Below are 23,401 nucleotides of genomic sequence, written 5' to 3' on the forward strand. Positions count from 1 at the left end.
CTCACAGCGAGACCGCCCGGCGTGCCGAGCGGCACAATCGCCGGATGCGTTTCTTCAAGGACCTGAGTCTTTCGGCCTTCACCGCCGGCTTCGTCGCGGTGCTGGTCGGCTTCACCAGCTCGGTCGTCATCGTGTTCCAGGCCGCGCAGGCCTTCGGCGCCACGCCCGAGATGATCGCCTCGTGGATGTGGGCGCTCGGCCTCGGCATGGGCCTCGCTTCGTTGCTGCCGTCGCTGTGGCTGCGCAAGCCGGTGATGGTCGCGTGGAGCACGCCCGGCGCGGCGGTGCTGGCCACCGCCGGCGCGGGCTACGGCATGGGCGAGGCGGTCGGCGCCTTCATCGTGTGCGCCGCACTCATCACGCTGGCCGGTGCCACCGGCTGGTTCGAGCGGGTGATGAACCGGATCCCGATGGCCATCGCCTCGGCGCTGCTGGCCGGCGTGCTGGCGCGCTTCGGGCTGTCGGCCTTCGCGGCGGCGCAGACCGCGCTGCCGCTGGTGCTGCTGATGCTCGGCACCTACCTCGTCGGCAAGCGCATCGCGCCGCGCTATGCGGTGCCGCTCACGCTGGGCGCCGCCATCGCGTACGCGGCGCTGCGCGGCGAGCTGGCCTGGTCGGCGGTGCACTTCAGCCTGGCGATGCCGGTGTTCACGATGCCGGTCTTCACCTGGCAGGCGGCGGTGAGCCTGGCGCTGCCGTTGTTCGTGGTGACGATGGCGTCGCAGAACCTGCCGGGCGTGGCGGCCATCCGCGCGGCCGGCTACGACATGCCGATCTCGAAGCTCATCACGCTGACCGGCGTGGCGACGCTGGTGCTCGCGCCCGTCGGCGGCTATGCGCTCAACCTGAGCGCCATCACCGCCGCCATCTGCATGGGCCGCGAGGCGCACGAAGACCCGGCGCGGCGCTACACCGCGGCCGTGAGCTGCGGCGCGATCTACGTCGTGATCGGCCTGTTCGGCGCGGCGGTCACCAGTCTGCTCACCGCCTTCCCGAAGGAACTGGTCGCGGCCATCGCCGGGTTGGCACTGCTGGGCACCATCGGCGGTGGCCTGGCGGCGGCGTTGCGCGACGAGTCGCACCGCGAGGCCGCGCTCATCACCTTCCTGGTCACGCTCTCGGGCGTGACCCTCGCCGGCATCGGCTCGGCTTTCTGGGGCGTGGTGGCCGGCGCCGTCGCGCTGGCGATCCAGCGCGTCGGAAAAAGGGCCGCGGCGGGCAAGGACATCGCGCCTGCCTGCAAGATCAAGCAAGACAGCAAGGCGGCCATCCGGGCCGCCGGAAAGACACCATGAGCCGCAACATCCTCTTCGTCGCCGACCCGCTCGACCAATTCAAGATCTACAAGGACACGACCTTCTCGATGATGCGCGAGGCACAACGCCGCGGCTGGCGCATCGCGGCCTGCCTGCCGCAGGACCTGACCTGGAAGTCGGGCGGCGTGGTTGCGGCCAACGTGCTGCAGATCACGCTGACCGGCGACGCGAAGGCCTGGTACCACGTCGACATCGAGGAGTCCAAGGCACTGAAGGACTTCGACGCCGTGCTGATGCGCAAGGACCCGCCCTTCGACGCCGAATACATCTACGCCACCCACCTGCTCGAGCAAGCCGAGCGCGAAGGCGCGCGCGTGGTCAACAAGCCGCGGGCGCTGCGCGACCACCCGGAAAAGCTCGCGATCATGGAGTTCCCGCAGTTCGTCACGCCGACGCTGGTCACGCGCAGCGCGGGCGCGGTGCGCGACTTCCACGCCGAGCACGGCGACATCATCCTGAAGCCGCTCGACGGCATGGGCGGCATGGGCATCTTCCGCGTGAAGCAGGACGCGATGAATCTCGGCTCCATCATCGAGACGCTCAACAAGGACGGGGCCGAGACCATCATGGTGCAGCGCTTCGTGCCGCAGATCACCGAGGGCGACAAGCGCATCCTGATCATCGGCGGCGTGCCGGCGCCCTTCGTGCTGGCGCGCATCCCGCAGGGCACCGAGGTGCGCGGCAACCTCGCGGCCGGCGGCAAGGGCGTGGCCCAGCCGCTGACGCCGCGCAACCGCGAGATCGCCGAAACCGTTGGCCGTGCGCTGGCGCCGCGCGGCCTGCTGCTGATCGGCCTCGACGTGATCGGCGACAGCGTCACCGAGATCAACGTGACCAGCCCGACCTGTTTCCAGGAGATCACCGAGCAGAGCGGCTTCGACGTGCCGGCGATGTTCATCGATGCGCTCGAGGCGGAATTGAAAAAGGGACCGTGAGGTCCCTTTGGATGTACCAACGACGCCGAGGCGTCGCTAGGGTGATCAGAATTCGACTGAGGCGCTTACGCTGAACGTGCGTGGATTCCCCAGTACGAGGTATCCGTTCTCGGGGTAGCCGCCCACCGACGACCAGTAGTTGCGGTCGGCGACGTTGTCCACGCGGGCGCGGAGCGTCACGAGCTTTCCACTCCACTCGGTGACGTAGCGCGCACCGAGGTCGAGGCGGGCCCAGCCCGGCACGCGCAGGGTATTGGCGCTGTCGGCATAGCTGTGACCGGTCGCGACCACGCGGGCGTCGAAAGACAGCCCGCGCATGCCCGGCACATCCCAATCGACGCCAATGCTGCCTTGTACCTTTGGGACGCCGATCACCCTTTTGCCGTCGGTAATGGTGGCTCCGGTCGACTTCTGCTTGGCATCGAGGAGCGTCAGACCGCCCAGCACTCGCAGGCCCTTGGCTGCTTCACCGAAAGTCGTGAGTTCGAAGCCCTGGTGGCGATCCTTGCCCGCCTCCACGAAATAGCGCTGGTCATTGATGAAAGCACGCGGCTTGTCGGTGGAGAAAAACGCAATGGCACCACCAATGCTTCCACCGTCGTATTTGACGCCGACCTCTTTCTGCTTGGAGACGTATGGCGAGAGTTGCGCACCGGGGTTGAACACCGGACCGCTGGTCGAGGTGGTGGGCGCGGTCTCGCCTTTGCTCAGCCCTTCGATGTAGTTCGCGTACAGCGACACTTGCGGTTGCAACTTGTAGACGAAGCCGGCCATCGGGCTGACGCGGCTCTTTTCGTACCCGGAGGGGACGCCTGTAAAGTATTCGTAGCCTGTGCTCGACAGCGTCTGGTGGCGTAGGCCCAAGGTCAGCAAGGCCCGATCGTCAAGGAGTGACAGGGTATCGCCGACGGCGAAGCTGCTCAGGCGGACTTTGGTCAGCAGTGCTGGGTCGTTCAGATCGTTGCCGCGGAAGGCGCCCGCCGTGAAGCCAGGCAGTGCGATGCCTACCGGTGTGTACATGCTGCTCACGGTGGGGTTGAAGAAGTCCCACTCGTAGGCGTTCTTTTCCTTGAGTTCATAGAACGAGTACGAAGCAACGAGCGAATGCTTGACTGACCCCATCGTTAACTTGGCGCGCATGCCGAGTTCGGCGGTGCGGGTGTCATCCTGGCGCTCGTTGTCGAAGCGGGACATGTTGCCTGCGCCAGCAGCGGTGGTGACCGTGATGCCGGCGAGCCGGTTGCCCTCGAAGCTCCGGCGAGCGCCTGCAGCACCCCAGATGGTCACATCTGGATTGATGTCGTATTCCCCGCGCACCGATCCAAAGGTGTCGCGTTCGTTCGAATAGGTCCAGGGCTGCGCGTAGTTGACGCTGTTGTCGGGCGCCGACGGTACCGAGGTGAGCGCCGGGCCGAGCGTCACGTTCGGCCGCGGCCGCGTCAGACGGTGCTCCTGGTGGCCGACGTCGACCGAGATGCGTGCGTCGCGGCTGCGCCAGTCAAGGCCCAGCGAGAACAGGTCTAGCTTGACCTTCTCGTCATCCACAGCGGTGCCGCCTTCACGATGCAGTGCGTTCAGACGGATGCCGGTGCTCTGGTCCGGACCGAAGCGGCGCGCGATGTCTGTCGACACATAGCCTTGCTCGCCGCTGCTGACGCCGGCACTGACCTGCGTCAGCGGATCGTTGCCCGCGCGCTTGGGCAACAGGTTGATGTTGCCGCCGATGCCACCACCACTGGGCGTTGCGCCGTTCAGGAAGGCGCTGGCGCCCCGCAGCACTTCGACGCGTTCGAACAGTTCCGACGAGATGTACTGGCGCGGCAACAACCCGTACAGGCCGTTGTAGGCGATGTCATCGGAATTCACGATGAAGCCGCGAATAAAGTACGACTCCTGGAAGTTGCCGAAGCCGCGTGCGACCCGCACCGTCGGGTCGTTCTGCAGCACGTCGGCCACGCTCCTGGCCTGCTGGTTCTGGATCAGTTCGCTCGTGTAGCTCGTCGTGGAAAACGGCGTGCTCATGATGTCCTGTGTGCCTAGGATCCCCACCCGCCCACCCCGCGCCACCTGTCCGCCTGCATAGGGCTTGGTCAACCCTTCCGCCGACGCATCGGCGCTGGCTTCCACCGTCACGGTCGACAGGGTGCCGGAAGCGGCGGTCGGGGTGGTTTGTGCAGACGTCGACAGCGCGTGCAGCGCAAGCGTCGCGGCCAAGGTGACGGGCCGCAGCGGAAAGCGGATGGAAGACATGAACGGTTCCCTCTTTATTGGAGTGCAAATGAGAACCGTTATTATCTTGCCGGCTTTCCGGCGCGCGCGCAGGCCGCCGCAAAAAGAGCGCGGACGTTGTTTCCGCGCGACCCGGTATTCAGCCGGCCCGGCGGCCGTCCACGAAAACGGCGAGTTCGCCCGCCGAGAACGGCATCCATTGCTCGTTGGTCGTCAGTGGCGCGGTGACTATCACCGCGACGCGGTCGTCGAGCGTCGTGTGCTGCGAGAAGTCCATCTGCACATCCTCGTCGGCCAGCTTCGCCAGCGTGAACGGATGCTGCCGTTCGATGTACCAGAGGTTCGTCGACGCATGCGCCCACAGCGCCTGGCCGTTCGACAGCATGAAGTTGAAGGTGCCGTGCCGGGCGAGCTGCGGCGCCAGTTCGCGCAGCGTCAGCGTGAGTTCGGCCACGCTGGGTACATCGGCATGCGACTTGGCCAGTTCCTGCATGACCCAGCAGAAGGCGTGCTCGCTGTCGGTGCTGCCCACCGGATGGAAGTTGCCGTGCAGCCGCGGCCGGAAGTCCTTCAGGTCGCCGTTGTGCGCGAACACCCAGTAGCGGCCCCACAGCTCGCGCACGAAGGGGTGGCAGTTCTGCAGGTTGATGGCGCCCTGGGTCGCCTTGCGGATGTGCGCGATGACGTTGCGGCTCTTGATGGGGTAGCGGCGGATCAGCTCGGCCACCGGCGAGTCGCAGGCCGGCAGATGGTCGACGAAGTGGCGCAGCCCGCGGTCCTCGAAGAAGGCGATGCCCCAGCCGTCGGCATGATGGTCGGTGCGGCCCCCGCGCTGCGCGAAGCCCGTGAAGCTGAAGGTCACGTCGGTGGGCGTGTTGCAATTCATGCCGAGCAGTTGGCACATGGTCAGGACTCTTTCGGCGGTGGGGGCACGCGCAGTTGCAGGGCCGCGAGGATGGCAATGGCGCACAGCGCCGACAGCATGAAGAACACCTCGTTGAAGGCGGCCAGCCGCGCCGGGCTGCTGGCCGCCTGCGTGAGCGAATCGCCATGTGCGGCCAGACGCCATTCGAGCGCGATGGCGCACAGGCTCACGCCCGCCGCGCCGCCGAGCATGCGCAGGAAGCTGATGGCGCTGGCGCCTTGCGGGATGAGCGGCTTGGCCAGCGGGCGCATCGCACCGAGGTTGAGCGAGGGCAGGATGAAGCCCAGCCCGATGCGCCCGATGACGGCGAAGGCCACCAGCAGCCACAGCGTGCTGCCCAGCGTCAGCACCTTCATCAGCGCGAAGGACACGGCCAGCAGCGCCAGCCCGATGCTGACCAGCAGCCACGTCGGCTGGCGGTCGGCCAGCCGGCCGACCAGGGCGATGGAGATGGCCAGCACGATGCCGGCCGGCAGCATGATGGTGCCCACATGCGAGGCCGACAGGTGCAGCGCGACCTGCATGTACACCGGCAGCAGGTAGGTCGAGCCGAACAGCGCCGCGCCGTAGATGAACGACACCACGCTGCCCATCGCGAACGACCGGTAGCCGAAGAGCGCCATGTGCATGAGCGGCGCGCCGCCACCGGCCGCCAGACGCTTCTGCCACCCCACGAAGACGGCCAAGGACAGCACCGCGCCCGCCAGCAGCAGGGCGGCCTCGACCGGCGCGTCGCCACGCAGCTCGACCAGGCCATTGAGCAGGCACAGCGTGCCGGCCAACCCGATGAGCAGGCCGCGCCAGTCCAGCCCGCCCGCACGCGTGGCGGTGACGCCGCCCGGCGCCGTGGTGGGCACGAACTTGTAGGCCAGCCAGATCGACGCGAGGCAGAACGGCACCACCATGAAGAAGATGGAGCGCCAGCCGAACAGGTCGACCAGCACCCCGCCGATGCTCGGCCCGATGGCCGGCGCCAGCACCACGCCCATGCCGAAGATGCCGCTGGCGCGTCCCTGCTCGTGCGGCTCGAAGGCGCGCAGGATGATGATGGCCGGGATGGGCTGCACCACGCCCGCGGCCAGGCCTTCGGCCACGCGTGCCAGCAGCACCAGCGAGAAGTCGTTGGCCAGCCCGCCGGCGATGCCGCCGGCCAGCAGCAGCACCATCGTGCCGACATAGGTGCGGCGGTAGCCGTAGCGCCCCAGCAGCCAGGGCGTGGTGAGCATCGACACCGTCATCGCCACCATGAAGCCCGAACTCACCCATTGCGCGCGTTCCTGGCCGAGCGCGAAGTGGTGGCTCATGCCTGGGATCGCGACGTTGACGATGGTCGAGGACATGATCGACGCCATCGTGCCGACCATCACCGAGAGCAGGAGGAGCCAGCGGTAGCGCTCGCCGTAGCGGCTGCGCAGCGAGGGAAGAGGGGTGTCGTTCATCGAGGTGGGCGGGCGGCGGCATGGCCGTGTTGGCCTGTCCTACAAGGATACGGGTCTTTGCGCTGCGGGGCGCCGACGCACGGCGGGGACAATGCCGGGGCTGTCACGCCAGCTGCGCGGCTTTCTCCTCGCACTGTTCCGCCTCTCAAAAGAACATACACCATGGACTCCATCCTTCACGACGGCGCCAGCGCCGCATCGACCGAAGCGGCCGACGCCCCCGCCAGCGACAGTCACTCCCTGGCGGCGGACCTGCGCGCCCCGACGATCAGCCGCGCCTACCAGTGCCAGTGTGGCCGCCCCGTCTTTCTCGGCAACAGCCAGTGCCTGGCCTGCCGCACGCCGCTCGGCTACGTCACCGAACGCCTGGGCGTCGTGCCGCTGGCGCCGGCCACCCACGACAACGCCGAGCCCGAGACCTTCACCGTCTTCGGCGACATCGGCGGCAAGGCCTGGCGCCGCTGCAACAACTTCCTGACGGCTGCCGGCTGCAACTGGATGGTGCCGGCGCCGCGCGACGGCGACGACGCCTCGTTCACCACCGAGGGGCTGGCGCCCGGCTTCTGCCTGTCGTGCAGCGCCACGCGCACCATCCCCGACCTGTCGATCGAGACCAACGGCAACCTGTGGCGCAAGCTGGAGCAGGCCAAGCGCCGCCTGCTGTCGCAACTGCTCGCCCTCGGGCTGCCCGTGGTCACCCGCCATGCCGACCCGGTGCACGGCCTGGCCTTCGACTTCCTCGGCAACATGCCCGGCGGGCCGCACGTGCTCACCGGGCATGAAGAAGGCGTGATCACGCTCAATGCCGAGGAGGCGGAAGACGCCGTGCGCGAACGCATCCGCGCCGAGATGCGCGAACCCTACCGAACGCTGGTCGGCCACTTCCGCCACGAGATCGGCCACTACTACTGGGACCTGCTGGTCTTCCCCACGCCCTGGATCGACGACTACCGTGCCCTGTTCGGCGACGAGCGGGCAGACTACGCCACCGCCCTGCGCACCCACTACGAGAACGGCCCGCCGGCCGACTGGGCGAACCGCTTCGTCACCAGCTACGCCAGCTCGCATCCGTGGGAAGACTGGGCGGAGACCTGGGCGCACTACCTGCACATGGCCGACACGGCGGACACCGCGATGAGCTTCGGGGTCGATGCGCAGAACGTCGAGCTGGCCAGCGACCTGTTCGAGCCGTCCGACCTGTGGCAGCCCGAGCACCCCGGCGCGATGAAGTTTCTCGACTTCCTCAATGGCTGGGTGCGGCTCACCAATGTGCTGAACGAACTGTCGCGCAGCATGGGCCAGCCCGATTACTACCCCTTCGTGCTGCCGCGCGCGGCCGTGGGCAAGCTGCAGTTCATTCACCAGGTGATCACCGAGCAGCGGCAGCGCAGTCAGACCGGCGCGACGCAGGCGGAGGGCACGAGCACCGATGTGGCGTTGGACGCGTCCGCGTCGAGCGTGCCGCCCGCGCCGGAGGCGGCGCCCGCGCCGCCGATCGAGACGGTCGGCATGACCCAGAGCCAAACCCAGACCCAGGCGCAGCAGCCCTTCTTTCAGACCGGCCTGCAGCAGAACCAGGGCATGTTCGACCACAGCGTGGGCAACGTGCAGTCGCACTGAAGCGACGTCGGGGGCCGATCAGACGGTTCGGTCGGCCGCCGCGGCGCAGCGTGCACAGATGCACGCCCGGCCGCGCGCGGCGCCGGGCACGCGCTCACGGAGCGCTTCATCGAAGCGCGCCGTCATGCACCAGCACGGCCCCTGGGCCACGCCGGTCGTCCGCTCGATTTCCGTCGCGCATGCGTTCGCCGCGCCGCAGAGTGGGCAGCGGGTCGGGTCGATGGCCGGAACGTTGGACATGGGGCCATTGTCGCGCGCACCACCGCGCGGGTTCAACGCGGCTCGTCGTCGGTCAAAAAGGCGAAATGCGAGGGCATCGGGCTCGATTCGGGCAGCACGTAGACCAGGCCGCGACGCGTGCCCAGCACCGGCTTCACTTGCGTGTCGTAGAAGGCGGCCGGCACGTTGATGCAGCCGTAGGAAATGCGGTTGTCGTGAGCGCTCGGCGAGGCCAGTCGCTGCAGCCGCCGTTCTGCTTTGTTGGTCGCGCGCACCCGGTGCATGGAGATCGCCGCGTCGTAGTCGACCCACACGATGTCCTCGCCGGCGGTGTTGCGGCCGGGCTCCGAGACGAAGCGCCCCGCCGGGGTCGTGCGTTCATGCGGCAGGATCTGGGCGATCGGCCGTTCACCGATGCCGGGCACCGACACGTCGCCGCGCGCCAGACCGAGCAGCACCGGCGACGACGCCATCAACGAACCGTTGGCGTCGTAGATCAAGAGGCGTGCCTTCTTCTTGTCGATCAGCGCGAAGGGCTGATGCCGGTTGTCGCCAGTCGCCACGGCGCGTTGTACGAAGGCCGAGGCCTGGGCGTCGCCGGTTGCCGCATAGGCCGGCACCAGCGTCGCGCCGCAGAGCAGCCACGTGGCGACGAGTCGAAGCAGGGAAGGGTGCATGACGCGGTCCCGAGATGGTCGTGAAGGGAAAGACGACGGGCCGGCGACCGCATGCGATCGCCGGCCCCGTGGCCTCTGGGCAGGTCTCGACCTGGCGGTCGACCTCAGTTGCGGTCTGCGCGCGCGGGGCGCATGGCGGGTTCGGCCGGCGCGTTGGGCGCTTGGGCGGGCGTGGTGGTCGTGCCACTGTTCATCGGTGCGGCACCGGGCGTGGCCGTTGGCGTGCCGGTGGTGCCCATCGGCGTGCCTTGCTGCGTCTGCTGGCCGGCCCCGATGGCCGGATTCGACACATTGGGGTTCGGCGGATTGCCCTGCGCCATAGCGACGCCGGCGGCGCCCATCAGCAGAGCGGCGAGAAGGGGAGCGGTGCGCTTGATCATGATGAATCTCCTGGAGTGGATGAGAGGGAGTCGAACCGGTGAACCCGGCGCTGACGCGGTGGACAGCTGCGTTCAGCCTAGGCAGCGCGAGCGATGTCCCCGTCGTCCCGGCGCGCGGTGCCGTGTAGGAGAGGCATGCCCACGGTTGTGGCGAATGGGGCTGCGCCGCTGACGGCCAGGGCTGGCGTTGCCATTCGTCCGTGTTGCTGCGTCGCTGCGCATCGGCGCCTGAGACGCGGGCTCCTCAATGCATCGGCTCACGCCTTGGGCGGCGTGCGCAGCGCATCGCGCAGGCCGCCCACGATGCCGGCCTGCGCCGGGCGTGCGCGGGTCACCATGCCGATCTCGCGGTGGAAGGTCGCGTCGCCCAGCGTGACTACCCGCACGCCCTCGGGCACGCGCCAGTTGGCGCGCACGCGCGGCAGCAGGGCGGCGCCCATGCCCAAGCCCACCAGTTGCACGATGCCTTCGAGCTCGTCCATCTCCACGGCGTCCTGCACCTCGATCGCTTCGCTGCGCAGGAAGCGGTCGACCAGCCGGCCGCCGAAGGACGCGCGGTCGTAGCGCAGGAAGGGCTCGCTGGCGAGGATGCGGCGCCAGTCTCGACCCTTGGCCTGTGGCGGCGCGAGCAGCACGAAGGGCTCCTGCCACAACGGTTCCCACACCAGCTCGGGCGGCATGCTGAAGGGTGGGCGGATCATCACGGCGGCGTCGAGCTCGCCCGCATCCACCATGCCCAGCAGCGCCAGCGACACGCCCGGCACCACGCGCAGCCGCACCTGCGGCACGCGGCGCCGCAGTTCAACCAGCGCGGCCGGCAGCCCGCCCGCCTGCACCGAGGCGATGGCGCCGATGCGCAGCGCCACCGAGAAGTCCGCGGCGCCCGGCCCGGCGTGGAGCTGCTCGGCCATCAGCACCAGGGCCTCGGCGCGCGCGAGGGTGTCGCGGCCGGCCTCGTTGAGCGTGGCGGTGCGGCCCGCGCGGTCGAACAGCGCGAAGCCCAGCGAGGCCTCGAGCCGCTGGATCTGCGCGCTCACGGCCGATTGCGTGAGCCCGATGCGTTCGCCGGCGCGCGAGAAGGTGCCGTGGCGGGCCACGGCGATGAAGGTGCGCAGTTCCTTGAGCATCGGTACAGATCAATGAAAGTGATGAGTCAAAGAAAAATATATCGTTTTTCAGAATCATCGGATTTTCCTAGACTTCCGGTTTTCTTTTCCAACGAACGCACCCCATGACCACCGCTGCCGTCGCCACCACGATCCCGCCCTTCCACCTCGCCTTCCCGGTGCACGACCTGGCGGCTGCGCGCGCCTTCTACGGCGAACTGCTCGGCTGCCCCGAAGGCCGCAGCTCGCCAGACTGGATCGACTTCAACTTCTACGGCCACCAGATCGTGGCCCACCTGGCGCCCGACGAGTGCGCCAATTCCGCGCTCAGCCAGGTCGACGGCCACGGCGTGCCGGTGCGTCACTTCGGTGCCGTGCTGTCGATCCCGCAATGGGAAGCACTGGCCGCCAAGCTCAAGGCCGCGGGCACCGAGTTCGTCATCGAGCCCTACATCCGCTTCAAGGGCGAGCCGGGCGAGCAGGCCACCATGTTCTTCCGCGACCCGTCGGGCAACGCGGTCGAGATCAAGGCTTTCGCGAGCCTCGAGTCCCTGTTCGCCAAGTGAGCCGCGACCGCATCGCGCTCTACTGCGCCCAGGCGCAGGCCTTGGCCTGGGCCGATGGCCTGCGCGCTGCGCTGCCGGGCACGCAGATCGACCTGTGGCCCGAAGCATCGCCCGAAGCGCGGCACGCGATCGTCTGGACGCCGACACAGGCATTCATGGACGCGCACCCGGCGCTCGAACTGATCTTCAACATGGGGGCGGGCGTCGATGCGCTGCTCCGCCTTCGCCTGCCGCCGAAGGCGCGCATCGTGCGCATCGAAGATGGCGGCATGGCGGTGCAGATGGCCGACTACGTGTGCCACGCGGTGCTGCGCCACTTCCGCGAGTTCGACGTCTACGACCGTACCGCAGCGGCCGGCCAGTGGGCGCCGCGCCCGGACCGGGCGCGCAGCGACTTCCCGGTCGGCGTGATGGGCCTGGGCGTGCTCGGCCAGCGCGTGGTGAACGCATTGCAGCAGTTCGACTTCCCCGTGCGTGGCTGGAGCCGCTCGCCCAAGGCGATCGAGGGCGTGCGCTGCTTCAGCGGCACCGAACAGTTCGACGATTTCCTGGCCGCCAGCCGCTTCCTCGTGTGCATGGTGCCGCTCACGCCTGACACGCAGGGCATCCTGTGCCGCGCGTCGCTCTCGAAGCTGCAACCGGGCGGCTACCTGATCAATGTGGCGCGCGGCGCGCATTTGGTCGAGAACGACCTGCTCGCGCTGCTCGACAGCGGGCACCTGGCGGGCGCGATGCTCGACGTGACGCGCACCGAGCCGCTGCCCGAAGGCCACCCGTTCTGGTCGCACCCGAAGGTCACGATCACGCCGCACATCTCGGCGCAGACTGTGGTGTCGGAATCGATCGCGCAGATGGTCTCGAAGATCCAGGCGGTGCAACGCGGCGAGGTGCCGGCGGGGTTGGTGGACCCCGCGCGCGGCTACTGACGTCTTGCGCAGCGGGCAAAGAAAAAGGCACCCGCAGGTGCCTTTTTCGTGCCGGTGCGACGCGGCCGATCAGGCTTCGCCCTTCACCTTCAGCCGCCACGCGTGCAGCAGCGGCTCCGTGTACCCACTCGGCTGCTCGACGCCCTTGAACACCAGGTCCTGCGCGGCCATGTAGGCGGCGCTGGTCTTGAAGTGCCCGGCCATCGGCTGGTAGAGGCCGTCGCCGGCGTTCTGCCCATCGACCACCGCAGCCATGCGTTCGAAGGTCGCGTTGACCTGTTCCTTCGTCACGATGCCGTGCAGCAGCCAGTTGGCGATGTGCTGGCTGCTGATGCGCAGCGTGGCGCGGTCTTCCATCAGGCCGACGTTGTGGATGTCGGGCACCTTCGAGCAGCCCACGCCCTGGTCGATCCAGCGCACCACGTAGCCCAGGATGCCCTGCACGTTGTTGTCGAGCTCCTGCTGCTTCTCTTCTGCGGTCCACGCCGGCTTCGGGGCCACCGGCACCTGCAGCAGGTCGTTGAGGATGGCGTCGCGCTCGGCGTTGGCGTCGATCTTCTCCAGTTCCTTCTGCACGTCGGCCACGCTGACTTGGTGGTAGTGCAGCGCATGCAGCGTGGCGGCGGTGGGCGAGGGCACCCAGGCGGTGTTGGCGCCGGCCTTGGGGTGCGCGATCTTCTGCTTGAGCATGTCGGCCATCAGGTCGGGCATGGCCCACATGCCCTTGCCGATCTGCGCCTTGCCGCGCAACCCGCACGCGAGGCCGACCAGCACGTTGTTCTTCTCGTAGGCGGCGATCCATGGCGTCGTCTTCATGTCGCCCTTGCGCAGCATCGCGCCGGCCTGCATGGCGGTGTGCATCTCGTCGCCGGTGCGGTCGAGGAAGCCGGTGTTGATGAAGGCCACGCGCGCGGCGGCTTCGGCGATGCAGGCCTTGAGGTTGACGCTGGTGCGGCGCTCCTCGTCCATGATGCCGAGCTTCACCGTGTTGGCCGGCAGGCCGAGCAGTTGCTCGACGCGGCCGAACAGCTCGCTCGCGAAGGCCACTTCGGCCGGGCCGTGCATCTTCGGCTTCACGATGTAGATGCTGCCGGTGCGCGAGTTGCCCTTGCGCTGGAGGTCGATGGTCGCGATGGTGGTCGTCACCACGGCATCGAGGATGCCTTCGGGGATCTCCTTGCCGGCACCGTACAGGATGGCCGGGTTGGTCATCAGGTGGCCGACGTTGCGCAGGAACATGAGCGAGCGGCCGTGCAGCTTGAGCGGCTGGCCATCGGCGCCGGTGTATTCGCGGTCGGGGTTCAGGCCGCGGGTGAAGGTCTTGCCGCCCTTGGCGACTTCCTCGGTCAGTGTGCCCTGCACGATGCCCAGCCAGTTCGAGTAGGCCGTGACCTTGTCGGCCGCATCGACCACCGCGACCGAGTCCTCGAGGTCGAGAATGGTCGAGAGCGCGGCTTCCATCACCAGATCGCTCACGCCCGCCGGGTCGGTCTTGCCGATGGCCGTGCTGCGGTCGATCTGGAGGTCGAGGTGGATGCCGTGGTGCTTGAGCAGCACCGACGACGGCGATGCCGCATCGCCCTGGTAGCCGACGAAGGCGGCCGGGTCCTTGAGCGAGGTGTCGCTGCTGTGCAGCGTGACGACGAGCTGGCCGTCCTTCACGCGGTAGCCGGTCGCGTCCTTGTGCGAACCGTTGGCCAGCGGCGCGGCCTGGTCGAGCACGTTGCGCGCGAAGGCGATGACCTTGGCACCGCGCACCGGGTTGTAGCCCTTGCCCTTCTCGGCGCCGTCGGCCTCGGGGATCGCGTCGGTGCCGTAGAGCGCGTCGTACAGCGAGCCCCAGCGCGCGTTGGCGGCGTTGAGGGCGTAGCGTGCATTCAGGATCGGCACCACCAGCTGCGGGCCGGCCTGCTGTGCGAGTTCGGCGTCGACGTTCGACGTCGTCGTCTGTACGTCCTTGGGCTGCGGCAGCAGGTAGCCGATCTTCTCGAGGAAGGCGCGGTAGGCCGGCATGTCGGTGATCGGGCCGGGGTGCGCCTTGTGCCAGGCGTCCATCTCGCTCTGCAGGCGATCGCGCTCGGCCAGCAGCGCGATGTTCTTCGGCGCCAGGTCGTCGACGATGGCGTCGAAGCCCTTCCAGAAGGTCGCGCTGTCGACGCCGGTGGCGGGCAACACCTTGTCTTCGATGAAGCGGTGGAGTTCGTTGGCGACCTGGAGGCCGTGGACGGTGGTGCGATCGGTCATGGAAACCTCGACAGTGGACGGGTGGGGGAGACGGAGGAAACGGGTCGGTTCGCAGTGTGGGGGCGCACGGGGCGCGTGCACAACGGTGCGTTGGACGTCTACTTTATTGCATCCCTGGAAGAAGATTAATCCGCCGTAAATCCATTGATTGATGACCTGAATGCGGGTAATCGGCGTTCGAAGCAGCCCGGCGGGTGGCGACAATCGAGGCTTCCCTCGAATTTGTCACGGATATCCCTGCCATGCCCCAGCCTGATGTGCTGATCAGCGAAGTCGGTCCGCGCGACGGCCTGCAATCGGTCCAGGCCACCATGCCGACCGCCGACAAGCTGCGCTGGATCGACGCGCTCCACGCCGCGGGCGTGCGCGAGATCGAGGTCGCGTCCTTCGTGCCTGCGCGGCGGCTGCCGCAGATGGCCGACGCGGCCGAGGTCGTGCGCCACGCCATCACCTTGCCCGGCCTGACCGTGATGGCGCTGGTGCCGAACCTGCGCGGCGCCGAGGCGGCCCTGGCGGCCGGGGTGCACAAGCTCACCGTGCCGGTGTCGGCCAGCGAAGCGCATTCGCTCGCCAACGTTCGCAAGACGCGCGAGCAGATGGTCGAGGAAGTGCGCGCCATCGCCGCGTTGCGCCGCGACGTCGCGCCGCACGTCGGCTTCGAGGCCGGCCTGTCGACCGCTTTCGGCTGCACGCTGCAGGGCGAGGTGCCGGAAGACGAGGTCATCCGCCTGGCCGCGCAGTGCATCGAGGCCGGCGCCGACGAGGCCGGCCTGTCCGACACCGTGGGCTACGCCAACCCGGCGCAGGTGCGCCGCCTGTTCCGCCGCCTGCGCGCGGAGATCGGCGAGCACGCCGGCGCCGCCCACATGCACAACACGCGCGGTCTCGGCCTGGCCAATTGCCTGGCGGCGTACGAGGAGGGCGTGCGCACCTTCGACGCCTCGCTCGGCGGTCTGGGTGGCTGCCCCTATGCGCCCGGTGCGTCGGGCAACGTGGTCACCGAAGACCTGGTCTTCATGTTCGAGGCCATGGGCGTGCGCACCGGCATCGACATCGAACGGCTGATCGCGGCGCGTGCGCCGCTGATGGCCGGGCTGCCGGGCGAGCCGGTGTACGGCATGACGCCGGAGGCCGGCCTGCCCAAGGGGTTCACCAAGGGATTCGCCAAGGGATTCGCCAAGGAAATGAAGCATGTCTGAGCCCACCCCGCTGCCCTACGCAGGCATCCGCGTCGTCGAATTCACGCACATGGTCATGGGCCCGACCTGCGGCATGCTGCTGGGCGACCTGGGCGCCGAGGTCATCAAGGTCGAGCCGATCGCCGGCGACGACACGCGCCGCCTGCTCGGCTCGGGCGCGGGTTTCTTCCCCACCTTCAACCGCAACAAGAAGAGCATCGCGCTCGACCTGAAGAAGCCCGAAGGCCTGGAGGCCGCGCTCAAGCTCGTCGCCAGCGCCGACATCGTGAGCGAGAACTTCAAGCCCGGCACGATGAAGAAGCTGGGCCTGGACTACGACACGCTCAAGAAGCTCAACCCACGCCTGATCTACGTCAGCCACAAGGGCTTCCTGCCCGGCCCGTACGACCACCGCACCGCGCTCGACGAGGTGGTGCAGATGATGGGCGGCCTGGCCTACATGACCGGCCGTGCCGGCGACCCGCTGCGGGCCGGGACCAGCGTGAACGACATCATGGGCGGCATGTTCGGCGCCATCGGCGCGATGGCCGCGCTGCGCCAGCGCGACGCCACGGGCGAAGGCTGCGAGGTGCAGTCGGCGCTGTTCGAGAACAACATCTTCCTGGTCGCGCAGCACATGATGCAGTTCGCCGCGACGGGCAAGGCCGCCGACCCGATGCCCAGCCGCATCTCGGCCTGGGGCATCTACGACGTGTTCACGGTCAAGGACGGCGAGCAGATCTTCCTGGCCGTGGTGAGCGACAAGCAGTGGGCCATCTTCTGCCAGGCCTTCGGCCTGCAGGAAATGCACGCCGACCCGCGCCTGGCCACCAACAACGACCGGGTGCGCGCCCGCGACTGGATGATGCCGATCCTGCGCTCGCACCTGGCCGACACCAGCGCCGCCGAACTGAGCGCGGTGTTCGAGAAGAACGAGCTGCCCTTCGCGCCCATCACCCGGCCGCAGGACCTGTTCGATGATCCGCACCTGAACGCGACGGGCGGCCTGGCGCCGGTGCGCATGAACGACGGCAGTGAATCGAAGGTGCCGCTGATGCCCTTCACGCTGGGCGGCCAGCGCCCCGGCATCCGGCTGCAGCCGCCGCTGCTGGGCGAGCACACCGAGGCGCTGTTGCGCGAGGTGGGCTACGACGATGCGGCCATCACGGCGTTGAAGGCGAGCCGGTCGGCCGCCTGAGCGCGTGGCCGTTCAGGGCGCGCGAGACATCGTCTGCGCGCGCTCCGCGTCCCACCCGCCGCCCAGCGCCCGGTCGAGCGCGATCCGTGCCGCCAGCTGGTCCGCACGCAACTGCAGCGCCGTCTGCTCCGCGCTGAACAGGTTGCGCTGCGCGTCGAGTTCATCGAGGTGCGAGGCATAGCCCTCGCGGTAGCGGTTGCTGGCCACGCGCAGCGTCTCCTGCAGGGCCGCGCGCTGGGCCTCGACCTCGACCGCCTGCCGCGCCAGTTCGTCGATGGCGGCGAGCTGGTCTTCCACCTCGCCGAAGGCGGTGAGCACGGCCTTTTCGTAGGTGGCCAGGGCCTGGTCGCGCCGCGCGTCGGCCGCGCGCACGCCGGCGCGCAGCCGGCCGCCTTCGAACAGCGGGGCGAGCACGCTGCCGCCGAGGCTCCACAGCTTGAAGGGGTCGCCGGTGAGCGCGCTCGAGCTGATGCTGCCGAGGGTGGCCGACAGGTGGATCGACGGCAGCAGCTGTGCGCGCGCCGCGGCGAGCTGCGCGTCGGTGGCGGCCAGCTGCGATTCGGCGCTGGCGATGTCGGGGCGGCGGCGCAGCAGTTCGGACGGCACGCCGACGGCGGGCAAGGCCGCGAGCGGCAGGTCGGTCAGCGCCTTGCCGCGCGCCACCGGGCCGGGCGCGTCGCCGGTGAGCAGGCGCAGCGCATGTTCCTGGCGCCGGATGGCCAGATCGAGTTGCGGGACGACGGCGGCGGTGGCGCGGTACTCGGCTTCGCTCTGCTGCGTCTCGAGCATGGAGGTGTAGCCGCGCTCCTGGCGCGAGCGCGCGAGCTGCAGCGCCGAGGCGCGCGCGTCGAGCGTCCGGCGCGCCACCTCGATCCGCGCGTCGAGCGCGCGCAGGTTGACATAGCCCGCCACCACCGTGGCCGCCACGCTCAGCGCAGCGCTGTCGCGCGCGGACGCACTGGCCTGCAGTTGTGCGTCGGCGGCTTGGCCCAGCGCGTCGACGCGACCCCACAGGTCGACCTCGTAGGCGGCCTGGAACTGCGGCTGCAGCACGGTCGACAGGTAGGGCTTGCCGGTGGCGGCGCTGATGCTGCGGCTGCGGTTGGCGCCCACGCCGAGGTCGAGCGTCGGCAAGGCGGCGGCATGCTGCACGTCGCTCAGCGCGCGGGCTTCCGCCACGCGTGCGGCGGCGACGCGCAGGTCGGTGTTGCGGGCCAGGGCCCGGTCGACCAGGCCGTCGAGCACGGGGTCGCCGAGGTCGTGCCACCAACCGGGTTGAACCTGGCTGCCGGTGGTCGGCGGTGTCGTGGCGTCCTGCCAGCGCGCGGGCACCTCGGCCGCCAGCGGCGCCGGCGTGGCTGGCAGGCTGCCGCACGCCTGGAGGAGCAGCGCCGCACCCAGTGCCGCGGTGCCGAGCGTGAGGCGCTTCATGAGCGGCTCCCCGGATCGTGCTTCGCCGACTTCGTGTCGACGCTCACGACCACCGACATGCCCGGCCGCAGGCGCTGTGCCATCGCCTGGTCGGCGTCGATGGCGATGCGCACCGACAGGCGCTGCGGGATCTTGGTGAAGTTGCCGGTCGCGTTGTCCTGCTTGATCACGCTGAACTCGGAGCCGGTGGCCGGCGACAGGCGCTCCACGTGCCCGGTCAGGCGCGCGCCCGACAGGGCATCGACATCGAAGTACGCCAGCTGCCCGGGCACCATGTGCGCGGTCTGCGCTTCCTTGAAGTTCGCCACGACCCACACCTGCGAAGGCACCACCGCCATCAGCTGCGTGCCGGGTGTCACGTACTGGCCGAGCTTGACGCCGACTTCGCCCACATGGCCGTCGCGCGGCGCGCGGATCTCGGTGTTGTCGAGGTCGATCTCGGCGAGCTTCACGGCAGCGCGCGCGGATTCGACCGCCGCCTCGACCGCGTCGCGGTTGACGATCACGGTGCGCAGGTCCTGCGTCGCGACCGACTTGCCGGCCTGGCTCTGCATCGCCGCGGCTTCGGCCTGTTTCACCGCGGCCTCGGCCTGGTGCAGCGCGGCCTCGGTCTGGTCGCGCTCGCGTTGCGACAGCGAGCCGTCCTGCGCCAGCGGCACGGCCCGGCGCATGTCGGCCTGGGCGCGCGTGAGCTGGGCGCGGGCATTGAGCAGCTGCGCCTGTGCGCTGGCGATTTGCGCCTGCGTGCTGCCGATGGCCGCTTCGCGCGCGCGCTGGGCCTGCGCGGTGTTCGCCAGGTTGGCCTCCTGCGCCGCGAGCGCGCTGCGTGCCTGCTCGAGCTTCTGGCGGTAGATGCGGTCGTCGAGCTTCACGATCACCTGGCCGGCCTTGACCGTCATGTAGTCCTGCACGTTGACCTCGGCGACGTAACCGTCGACCTTGGGCGCGACGATGGTCACCAGGCCGCGCACGTAGGCGTTCTCGGTGGTTTCGGTACCGGTGTGGAAGGGCGGCAGGCGCCAGGCGTAGAGCACCAGCGCGACGCAGGCGAGGGTGGCGATCAGCACGATCCAGCTGCCGCGCGAACGAAGGGTTGGGGTCAGGAGAGACATGATGAGAAGCGATCAGGAAGAAGCGGCAGGTGCGGTCGACGCATGGGCAGGAACGGCGCGGCGTGCGCGGTGCCAGCGGTGCGTCTTGGCCCCCGCGAAGACGAGAAAACCGAGGGTCGATACGAGCGCCACGGCGCGGAACAGGTCGTTGTAGGCCAGCACATAGGACTGCTGCGTCACCTGCTGGGCGAGCAGGCCCAGGGCCTGGGTGCTGCGTGCGGCCGTGTCGTTGAGCGTCGACGCGTAGGCGCCGCCGAGCTGCGCCAGGCGCTGCACCACCTGCGGGTCGGACAGCTGCATGTGCTCGAGCAGGCGCTCGTAGTGCAGGCGCTGGCGGTCCTGCAGCAGCGTGGCCAGCCAGGCCTGGCCGATCAGGCCCGCCAGTGCCTGGCCGCCGCTGAAGACGGCGATGAAGCTCACGATGTTCTTCATGCCTCCCGCGATCACCTCGCCGAAGCCCTGCAGCAGGGCCGACGCGAGGAACATCGCGCTGGCCGTGGCCAGCAGCGTCTGCGACAGGTACAGGTCGTGGGGGCGCGTCAACACGGTCGACTGGCTGTCCATCCACGCGGCGATGATGATCAGCACCAGCGCGATGTCGCCGAGCACGCCGAAGCGTTTGGACGGCAGCGCCAGCAAGGCCAGCAGGAAGCCGCCCACCGTGCCGGCCGTGACCCAGAGGAACAAGGGATGCATCTGGTCGTTGGTGAAGCCCAGGGTGTTCATGAGGCCCACTGCGCCGGTGGTCTGCTCCGACAGGATGATGCGGAACAGCAGCGTCGCGCCCATGAAGCGCAGCATGAAGGGGCTCACCAGCCAGCGCAGGTCGAGCAGCTGCTTCTCGCGCGGCAGCTCGATGGCCACGTAGAGGCCGAAGCACAGCGCCGACCCGGCCAGGCACAGGCCGAGCCAGGGGGTGTCGGTCCACCAGTGCAGGCGGCCTTGCGTCAGCACCACGCACAGCAGCGCGAGCGAGGTCGCATACAGCGTGAAGACGAGGGCGTCGCCCTTGGCGAACATCTGCTGCGTCGGCATGGGCTTGATGCGCACCACGTTGATGGCGGCCACGCAGAGGATGGCGAGCGCCGCGTCCACCACGTTGAGCCCTTGCCATTGGCCGATCTGCAGCAGGTCTTCGGAAATCACGCGTGACAGCGGCGCCCCGAGCTGCAAGGCCGCGAAGCCCAGCACCGCCCCGATGAAGATCTTGGGCCCGGCCGGAAAGGCCTGCACCATGTAGAGCACGGTCAGGCTGCTGAGCGGCGCGGCGGCCAGGCCGAGCGCTGCACGCACGAGGAGCGCCGAGCCCAGGTGCTGCGTGAACAGGTGCGCCACCGCCAGCAGCAGGTAGAGGGGGATGACGATGTCGGCGAACTTGCGCAGCCCGTACTGGTAGCGCACCTTGGTCAGCAGCAGCGAGGCCGAGATGTTGGTGGCGTAGTAGGCGGTGGTGAGCCAGCTGGCTTCCGTGGGCGTGGCGCCGAGCGCGCCCTGGACGCCGGTGAGATTGGAGTTGACCAGGTTCACCCCCAGGCCCTGCGTGATGCCCAGCAGCACCGACACGGCGGCGAAGGCCAGGCCTTCGCGCAGGTCGTACGGCGCGGCCGGGGCGGGCGCGGGGGCCGCGACGGGTTCGCGTTCGTCGCTCACTGGATTACCTTCGCTTCCGGCTGCGGAGCGAGCTTGCTTGGGGCGGCCCGGCGCGTCGCTCATGTCGGGCGTGCCTCGCCGGGCTGGCGTGCCAGCGGCATCACGAGCTCGTCGACGACCCGGGCGATCGACGCCCGCGTGACTTTCTGGCTGCGCGTGTTGTAGCGGTAGAGGATCATGGCCGGGACCAGGTCGAGCAGCAGATCCATGTCGGCCGGGGCGTCGATCTCGCCGCGCGCGACCGCGCGCTCCACCAGCGCACGCACCTTGGCCCGGCGTGCGGTGAGCCGCTCGGGCGTCACCTTCTCGGTCCAGGCCATGTGCTGGCGCACGTTGCCCAGCATCTCCTGCACGGCCGCCTGCATCACGTGGTTGCCGATGCCGTAGTAGTGCTCGTAGATCTTCACCAGGTCGCCGCGCAGCGTGCCGGTATCGACCTCGACATCGATCGGGGAGTGGAGGGTGAGGGCGTCGGCCAGCAGTTCGTCCTTCGACTTCCAGCGGCGGTAGAGCGAGGCCTTGCCCGCGCCGGCGCGATGCGCCACGGCGTCCATGGTCACGGCCTGGATGCCCGATTCGCCCAGGATCTCCATCGCGGCGCGCAGGATGCTCGCGTCGAGCGCGGCGTCGCGGGGGCGGCCGGGGGTCGGAAGGGCGGTGTCGGCGGTCATGTATTTCGGAACTAATCAGTATCGAAACTGGATTGTATCGAAATTAGGGTTTTCCCGCTGATGCCCGACAAGGCCATGCGGGTGCTCCGGATAATCCGGCGTCCATGGACCGCCTCACGCAACTCGAATCCTTCGTCTCGGTCGCCACCCGGGGCAGCCTGACCGCGGCCGCCAAGGCCGAGGGCGTGGCGCCGGCGATCATGGGCCGGCGCATCGATGCGCTGGAGGAGCGGCTGGGCGTGAAGCTGCTGTTGCGCACCACGCGCCGCCTCACGCTCACCCACGAAGGCAGCGCTTTCCTTGAGGACTGCCAGCGCCTGCTGGTCGAATTCGCCAATGCCGAGGCCAGCGTGAGTGCCGGTGGCGTCAAGGCCAGCGGCCACCTGCGGGTGACGGCGCCGGCCGGCTTCGGGCGCCGCCATGTCGCGCCGCTGGTGCCGCGCTTCCATGCGCTGCACCCCGAAGTGACGATCTCGCTGAACCTGAGCGACCGCGTGGTCGACGTGGCTGGCGAGAGCTTCGACTGCGCGGTGCGTGTCGGCGACCTGCCCGACTCGTCGCTGGTGAGCCTGCGCCTGGCCGACAACCGCCGCCGCTGCGTGGCGACGCCGGCCTTCCTGCGTCGTCACGGCACGCCGCGCCATCCGTCCGACCTGGCGCGCTTCGCCTGCCTCACATTGTCGAGCGATGCGTCGCAGACGCGCGGCTGGGCGTTCCGCGTGCCGTCGGCCAGCGGCGAGCCGGAGACCATCCATTTGAAACCCAGCGGTCCGCTCGACTGCTCCGACGGCCAGGTGCTGCACGACTGGTGCCTGGCCGGTCATGGCATCGCCTGGCGCAGCGGCTGGGAGATCGAGGCCGAGGTCGAGGCCGGCCTGCTGGTGCCGGTGCTCGACGAGTTCGCGGCACCGCCGAACGGCATCTACGCGGTGTTTCCCAACGCCAAGCATCTGGCCCTGCGCGTGCGCCTCTGGCTGGATTTCCTCAAGGCCGAATACGGGCGTCCCGAATTCTGGAGCGGCACAATGGCGGCCGTCCGCACGGACACCCCAAACCCCACGGAAAAGAAACGATGACCTTCGAAGCCATCCTCGCCTACCTGCACCTGCTGGCCATCCTCACGATGGTCGTCTTCATCTCCAGCGAAGCCGCCCTGTGCCGGGTGCAGTGGCTCAACGCCGCGGTGGTGGAGCGGCTCGCCAAGGTCGATCTGGTCTACGGCATTGCGGCGATCATGGTGCTGGCCACCGGCGTGGCGCGCACCGTCTGGGGCGTGAAGGGCACGTCCTGGTACTGGACCAACCCGCTGCTGCACGTGAAGCTCACGCTCTTCATCGTGGTGGGTGTGATCTCGATTTTCCCGACCCTGACCTACGTCCGCTGGCGCAAGGCGCTGCGCGCCACCGGCGCCCTGCCGGCGGAGGCCGACATCCAGAAGACCCGCAAGCTGGTGATGGTGCAGGCGCACCTGATCGCGCTGATCCCCTTGGTCGCCGTCTTCCTCGCGCGCGGCTTCGGCAAATAGGAAAAGCCCCGCGATCGGGGCTTTTCTTCGGGTAGGTATCGCGTCAGCGGCAGG

The 23,401-nt window shown here is 68.9% G+C and carries 21 protein-coding genes; 9 read left to right on the plus strand and 12 right to left on the minus strand.

The features are described from left to right. Window positions 1-44 precede the first annotated feature (44 nt). Window positions 45-1,295: a benzoate/H(+) symporter BenE family transporter gene (locus tag QTH86_RS19605; protein WP_286647910.1), complete on the plus strand. Its 1,251-nt coding sequence runs from the start codon at window positions 45-47 to the stop codon at window positions 1,293-1,295. Then, window positions 1,292-2,251, plus strand: a complete 960-nt coding sequence (gene gshB, locus QTH86_RS19610; protein ID WP_286647911.1) for a glutathione synthase — start codon at window positions 1,292-1,294, stop codon at window positions 2,249-2,251. Before QTH86_RS19605 ends, gshB begins: the two co-directional genes overlap by 4 nt. A 45-nt stretch (window positions 2,252-2,296) precedes the next feature. Here the strand turns inward: gshB and QTH86_RS19615 are convergent, their stop codons facing one another. The 3 genes from QTH86_RS19615 to QTH86_RS19625 all read right to left on the minus strand — a co-directional run bounded on the left by QTH86_RS19615 (window position 2,297) and on the right by QTH86_RS19625 (window position 6,844). Then, on the minus strand, window positions 2,297-4,501 hold the full coding sequence (locus tag QTH86_RS19615; protein WP_286647912.1) for a TonB-dependent receptor: 2,205 nt from the start codon (window positions 4,499-4,501) through the stop codon (window positions 2,297-2,299). A gap of 118 nt (window positions 4,502-4,619) precedes the next feature. Then, window positions 4,620-5,384, minus strand: a complete 765-nt coding sequence (locus QTH86_RS19620; RefSeq protein ID WP_286647913.1) for a class II glutamine amidotransferase — start codon at window positions 5,382-5,384, stop codon at window positions 4,620-4,622. 2 nt (window positions 5,385-5,386) lie between these two features. After that, a complete protein-coding gene (locus QTH86_RS19625) occupies window positions 5,387-6,844 on the minus strand; it encodes an MFS transporter (protein ID WP_286647914.1) in 1,458 nt (485 codons plus the stop codon). 162 nt (window positions 6,845-7,006) lie between these two features. Here QTH86_RS19625 and QTH86_RS19630 point away from each other — a divergent pair, with 162 nt between their 5' ends. Then, window positions 7,007-8,464 carry a zinc-binding metallopeptidase family protein gene (locus QTH86_RS19630; protein ID WP_286647915.1) on the plus strand — a complete coding sequence of 486 codons (1,458 nt, stop codon included), beginning with the start codon at window positions 7,007-7,009 and terminating at the stop codon, window positions 8,462-8,464. An 18-nt stretch (window positions 8,465-8,482) separates the two neighbouring features. Here the strand turns inward: QTH86_RS19630 and QTH86_RS19635 are convergent, their stop codons facing one another. The 4 genes from QTH86_RS19635 to QTH86_RS19650 all read right to left on the minus strand — a co-directional run bounded on the left by QTH86_RS19635 (window position 8,483) and on the right by QTH86_RS19650 (window position 10,867). After that, window positions 8,483-8,704: a cysteine-rich CWC family protein gene (locus tag QTH86_RS19635; protein ID WP_286647916.1), complete on the minus strand. Its 222-nt coding sequence runs from the start codon at window positions 8,702-8,704 to the stop codon at window positions 8,483-8,485. A gap of 32 nt (window positions 8,705-8,736) precedes the next feature. After that, entirely contained in the window at window positions 8,737-9,360 is a 624-nt protein-coding gene (locus QTH86_RS19640) for a L,D-transpeptidase (protein ID WP_286647917.1), read from the minus strand. A gap of 104 nt (window positions 9,361-9,464) precedes the next feature. Continuing rightward, entirely contained in the window at window positions 9,465-9,740 is a 276-nt protein-coding gene (locus tag QTH86_RS19645) for a proteophosphoglycan ppg4 (protein WP_286647918.1), read from the minus strand. 257 nt (window positions 9,741-9,997) lie between these two features. Next, window positions 9,998-10,867, minus strand: a complete 870-nt coding sequence (locus tag QTH86_RS19650) for a LysR family transcriptional regulator (protein WP_286647919.1) — start codon at window positions 10,865-10,867, stop codon at window positions 9,998-10,000. Between the two features lie 104 nt (window positions 10,868-10,971). On the opposite strand from QTH86_RS19650, the gene QTH86_RS19655 reads away from it, so the two are divergent. Both QTH86_RS19655 and QTH86_RS19660 read left to right on the plus strand, forming a co-directional pair. Next, window positions 10,972-11,412: a VOC family protein gene (locus QTH86_RS19655; protein WP_286647920.1), complete on the plus strand. Its 441-nt coding sequence runs from the start codon at window positions 10,972-10,974 to the stop codon at window positions 11,410-11,412. Next, window positions 11,409-12,338 carry a 2-hydroxyacid dehydrogenase gene (locus tag QTH86_RS19660; protein ID WP_286647921.1) on the plus strand — a complete coding sequence of 310 codons (930 nt, stop codon included), beginning with the start codon at window positions 11,409-11,411 and terminating at the stop codon, window positions 12,336-12,338. The genes QTH86_RS19655 and QTH86_RS19660 overlap by 4 nt, the downstream gene beginning before the upstream one ends. Window positions 12,339-12,407: 69 nt before the next feature. Here the strand turns inward: QTH86_RS19660 and QTH86_RS19665 are convergent, their stop codons facing one another. Next, window positions 12,408-14,582: a malate synthase G gene (locus tag QTH86_RS19665; RefSeq protein WP_286647922.1), complete on the minus strand. Its 2,175-nt coding sequence runs from the start codon at window positions 14,580-14,582 to the stop codon at window positions 12,408-12,410. 242 nt (window positions 14,583-14,824) lie between these two features. Between QTH86_RS19665 and QTH86_RS19670 the strand changes: the two genes are divergently transcribed. Together QTH86_RS19670 and QTH86_RS19675 are read left to right on the plus strand one after the other, a co-directional pair. Beyond that, window positions 14,825-15,781: a hydroxymethylglutaryl-CoA lyase gene (locus QTH86_RS19670; RefSeq protein WP_286647923.1), complete on the plus strand. Its 957-nt coding sequence runs from the start codon at window positions 14,825-14,827 to the stop codon at window positions 15,779-15,781. Continuing rightward, entirely contained in the window at window positions 15,774-16,958 is a 1,185-nt protein-coding gene (locus QTH86_RS19675) for a CaiB/BaiF CoA transferase family protein (protein WP_286647924.1), read from the plus strand. The genes QTH86_RS19670 and QTH86_RS19675 overlap by 8 nt, the downstream gene beginning before the upstream one ends. A 12-nt stretch (window positions 16,959-16,970) precedes the next feature. Here the strand turns inward: QTH86_RS19675 and QTH86_RS19680 are convergent, their stop codons facing one another. From QTH86_RS19680 to QTH86_RS19695, 4 genes are read right to left on the minus strand one after another with little or no spacing between them, the layout of a single operon-like run. Beyond that, window positions 16,971-18,389, minus strand: coding sequence for an efflux transporter outer membrane subunit (locus QTH86_RS19680; protein ID WP_286647925.1), 1,419 nt, complete (start codon window positions 18,387-18,389; stop codon window positions 16,971-16,973). Next, window positions 18,386-19,501, minus strand: coding sequence for an HlyD family secretion protein (locus QTH86_RS19685; protein ID WP_286647926.1), 1,116 nt, complete (start codon window positions 19,499-19,501; stop codon window positions 18,386-18,388). Before QTH86_RS19685 ends, QTH86_RS19680 begins: the two co-directional genes overlap by 4 nt. A 12-nt stretch (window positions 19,502-19,513) precedes the next feature. After that, window positions 19,514-21,151, minus strand: a complete 1,638-nt coding sequence (locus QTH86_RS19690; protein ID WP_286647927.1) for an MFS transporter — start codon at window positions 21,149-21,151, stop codon at window positions 19,514-19,516. Between the two features lie 59 nt (window positions 21,152-21,210). Next, window positions 21,211-21,822 carry a TetR/AcrR family transcriptional regulator gene (locus tag QTH86_RS19695; protein ID WP_286647928.1) on the minus strand — a complete coding sequence of 204 codons (612 nt, stop codon included), beginning with the start codon at window positions 21,820-21,822 and terminating at the stop codon, window positions 21,211-21,213. A 104-nt stretch (window positions 21,823-21,926) separates the two neighbouring features. Here QTH86_RS19695 and QTH86_RS19700 point away from each other — a divergent pair, with 104 nt between their 5' ends. Both QTH86_RS19700 and QTH86_RS19705 read left to right on the plus strand, forming a co-directional pair. Continuing rightward, window positions 21,927-22,898, plus strand: a complete 972-nt coding sequence (locus tag QTH86_RS19700) for a LysR family transcriptional regulator (protein WP_286647929.1) — start codon at window positions 21,927-21,929, stop codon at window positions 22,896-22,898. Continuing rightward, complete coding sequence (locus QTH86_RS19705) at window positions 22,895-23,347, plus strand: DUF2214 family protein (RefSeq protein WP_286647930.1); 453 nt, start codon at window positions 22,895-22,897, stop codon at window positions 23,345-23,347. Before QTH86_RS19700 ends, QTH86_RS19705 begins: the two co-directional genes overlap by 4 nt. Window positions 23,348-23,401 lie beyond the last annotated feature (54 nt).

It is taken from the genome of Variovorax sp. J2L1-78 (assembly GCF_030317205.1).
Lineage (GTDB): Bacteria > Pseudomonadota > Gammaproteobacteria > Burkholderiales > Burkholderiaceae_C > Variovorax > Variovorax arabinosiphilus.

Bases quoted from the DNA above. Each gene is read 5' to 3' on its own strand.
- QTH86_RS19605 (WP_286647910.1), top strand. From the start codon at position 45: ATGCGTTTCTTCAAGGACCTGAGTCTTTCGGCCTTCACCGCCGGCTTC.
- gshB (WP_286647911.1), top strand. From the start codon at position 1,292: ATGAGCCGCAACATCCTCTTCGTCGCCGACCCGCTCGACCAATTCAAG.
- QTH86_RS19615 (WP_286647912.1), bottom strand. From the start codon at position 4,501: ATGTCTTCCATCCGCTTTCCGCTGCGGCCCGTCACCTTGGCCGCGACG.
- QTH86_RS19620 (WP_286647913.1), bottom strand. From the start codon at position 5,384: ATGTGCCAACTGCTCGGCATGAATTGCAACACGCCCACCGACGTGACC.
- QTH86_RS19625 (WP_286647914.1), bottom strand. From the start codon at position 6,844: ATGAACGACACCCCTCTTCCCTCGCTGCGCAGCCGCTACGGCGAGCGC.
- QTH86_RS19630 (WP_286647915.1), top strand. From the start codon at position 7,007: ATGGACTCCATCCTTCACGACGGCGCCAGCGCCGCATCGACCGAAGCG.
- QTH86_RS19635 (WP_286647916.1), bottom strand. From the start codon at position 8,704: ATGTCCAACGTTCCGGCCATCGACCCGACCCGCTGCCCACTCTGCGGC.
- QTH86_RS19640 (WP_286647917.1), bottom strand. From the start codon at position 9,360: ATGCACCCTTCCCTGCTTCGACTCGTCGCCACGTGGCTGCTCTGCGGC.
- QTH86_RS19645 (WP_286647918.1), bottom strand. From the start codon at position 9,740: ATGATCAAGCGCACCGCTCCCCTTCTCGCCGCTCTGCTGATGGGCGCC.
- QTH86_RS19650 (WP_286647919.1), bottom strand. From the start codon at position 10,867: ATGCTCAAGGAACTGCGCACCTTCATCGCCGTGGCCCGCCACGGCACC.
- QTH86_RS19655 (WP_286647920.1), top strand. From the start codon at position 10,972: ATGACCACCGCTGCCGTCGCCACCACGATCCCGCCCTTCCACCTCGCC.
- QTH86_RS19665 (WP_286647922.1), bottom strand. From the start codon at position 14,582: ATGACCGATCGCACCACCGTCCACGGCCTCCAGGTCGCCAACGAACTC.
- QTH86_RS19670 (WP_286647923.1), top strand. From the start codon at position 14,825: ATGCCCCAGCCTGATGTGCTGATCAGCGAAGTCGGTCCGCGCGACGGC.
- QTH86_RS19675 (WP_286647924.1), top strand. From the start codon at position 15,774: ATGTCTGAGCCCACCCCGCTGCCCTACGCAGGCATCCGCGTCGTCGAA.
- QTH86_RS19680 (WP_286647925.1), bottom strand. From the start codon at position 18,389: ATGAAGCGCCTCACGCTCGGCACCGCGGCACTGGGTGCGGCGCTGCTC.
- QTH86_RS19685 (WP_286647926.1), bottom strand. From the start codon at position 19,501: ATGTCTCTCCTGACCCCAACCCTTCGTTCGCGCGGCAGCTGGATCGTG.
- QTH86_RS19695 (WP_286647928.1), bottom strand. From the start codon at position 21,822: ATGACCGCCGACACCGCCCTTCCGACCCCCGGCCGCCCCCGCGACGCC.
- QTH86_RS19700 (WP_286647929.1), top strand. From the start codon at position 21,927: ATGGACCGCCTCACGCAACTCGAATCCTTCGTCTCGGTCGCCACCCGG.
- QTH86_RS19705 (WP_286647930.1), top strand. From the start codon at position 22,895: ATGACCTTCGAAGCCATCCTCGCCTACCTGCACCTGCTGGCCATCCTC.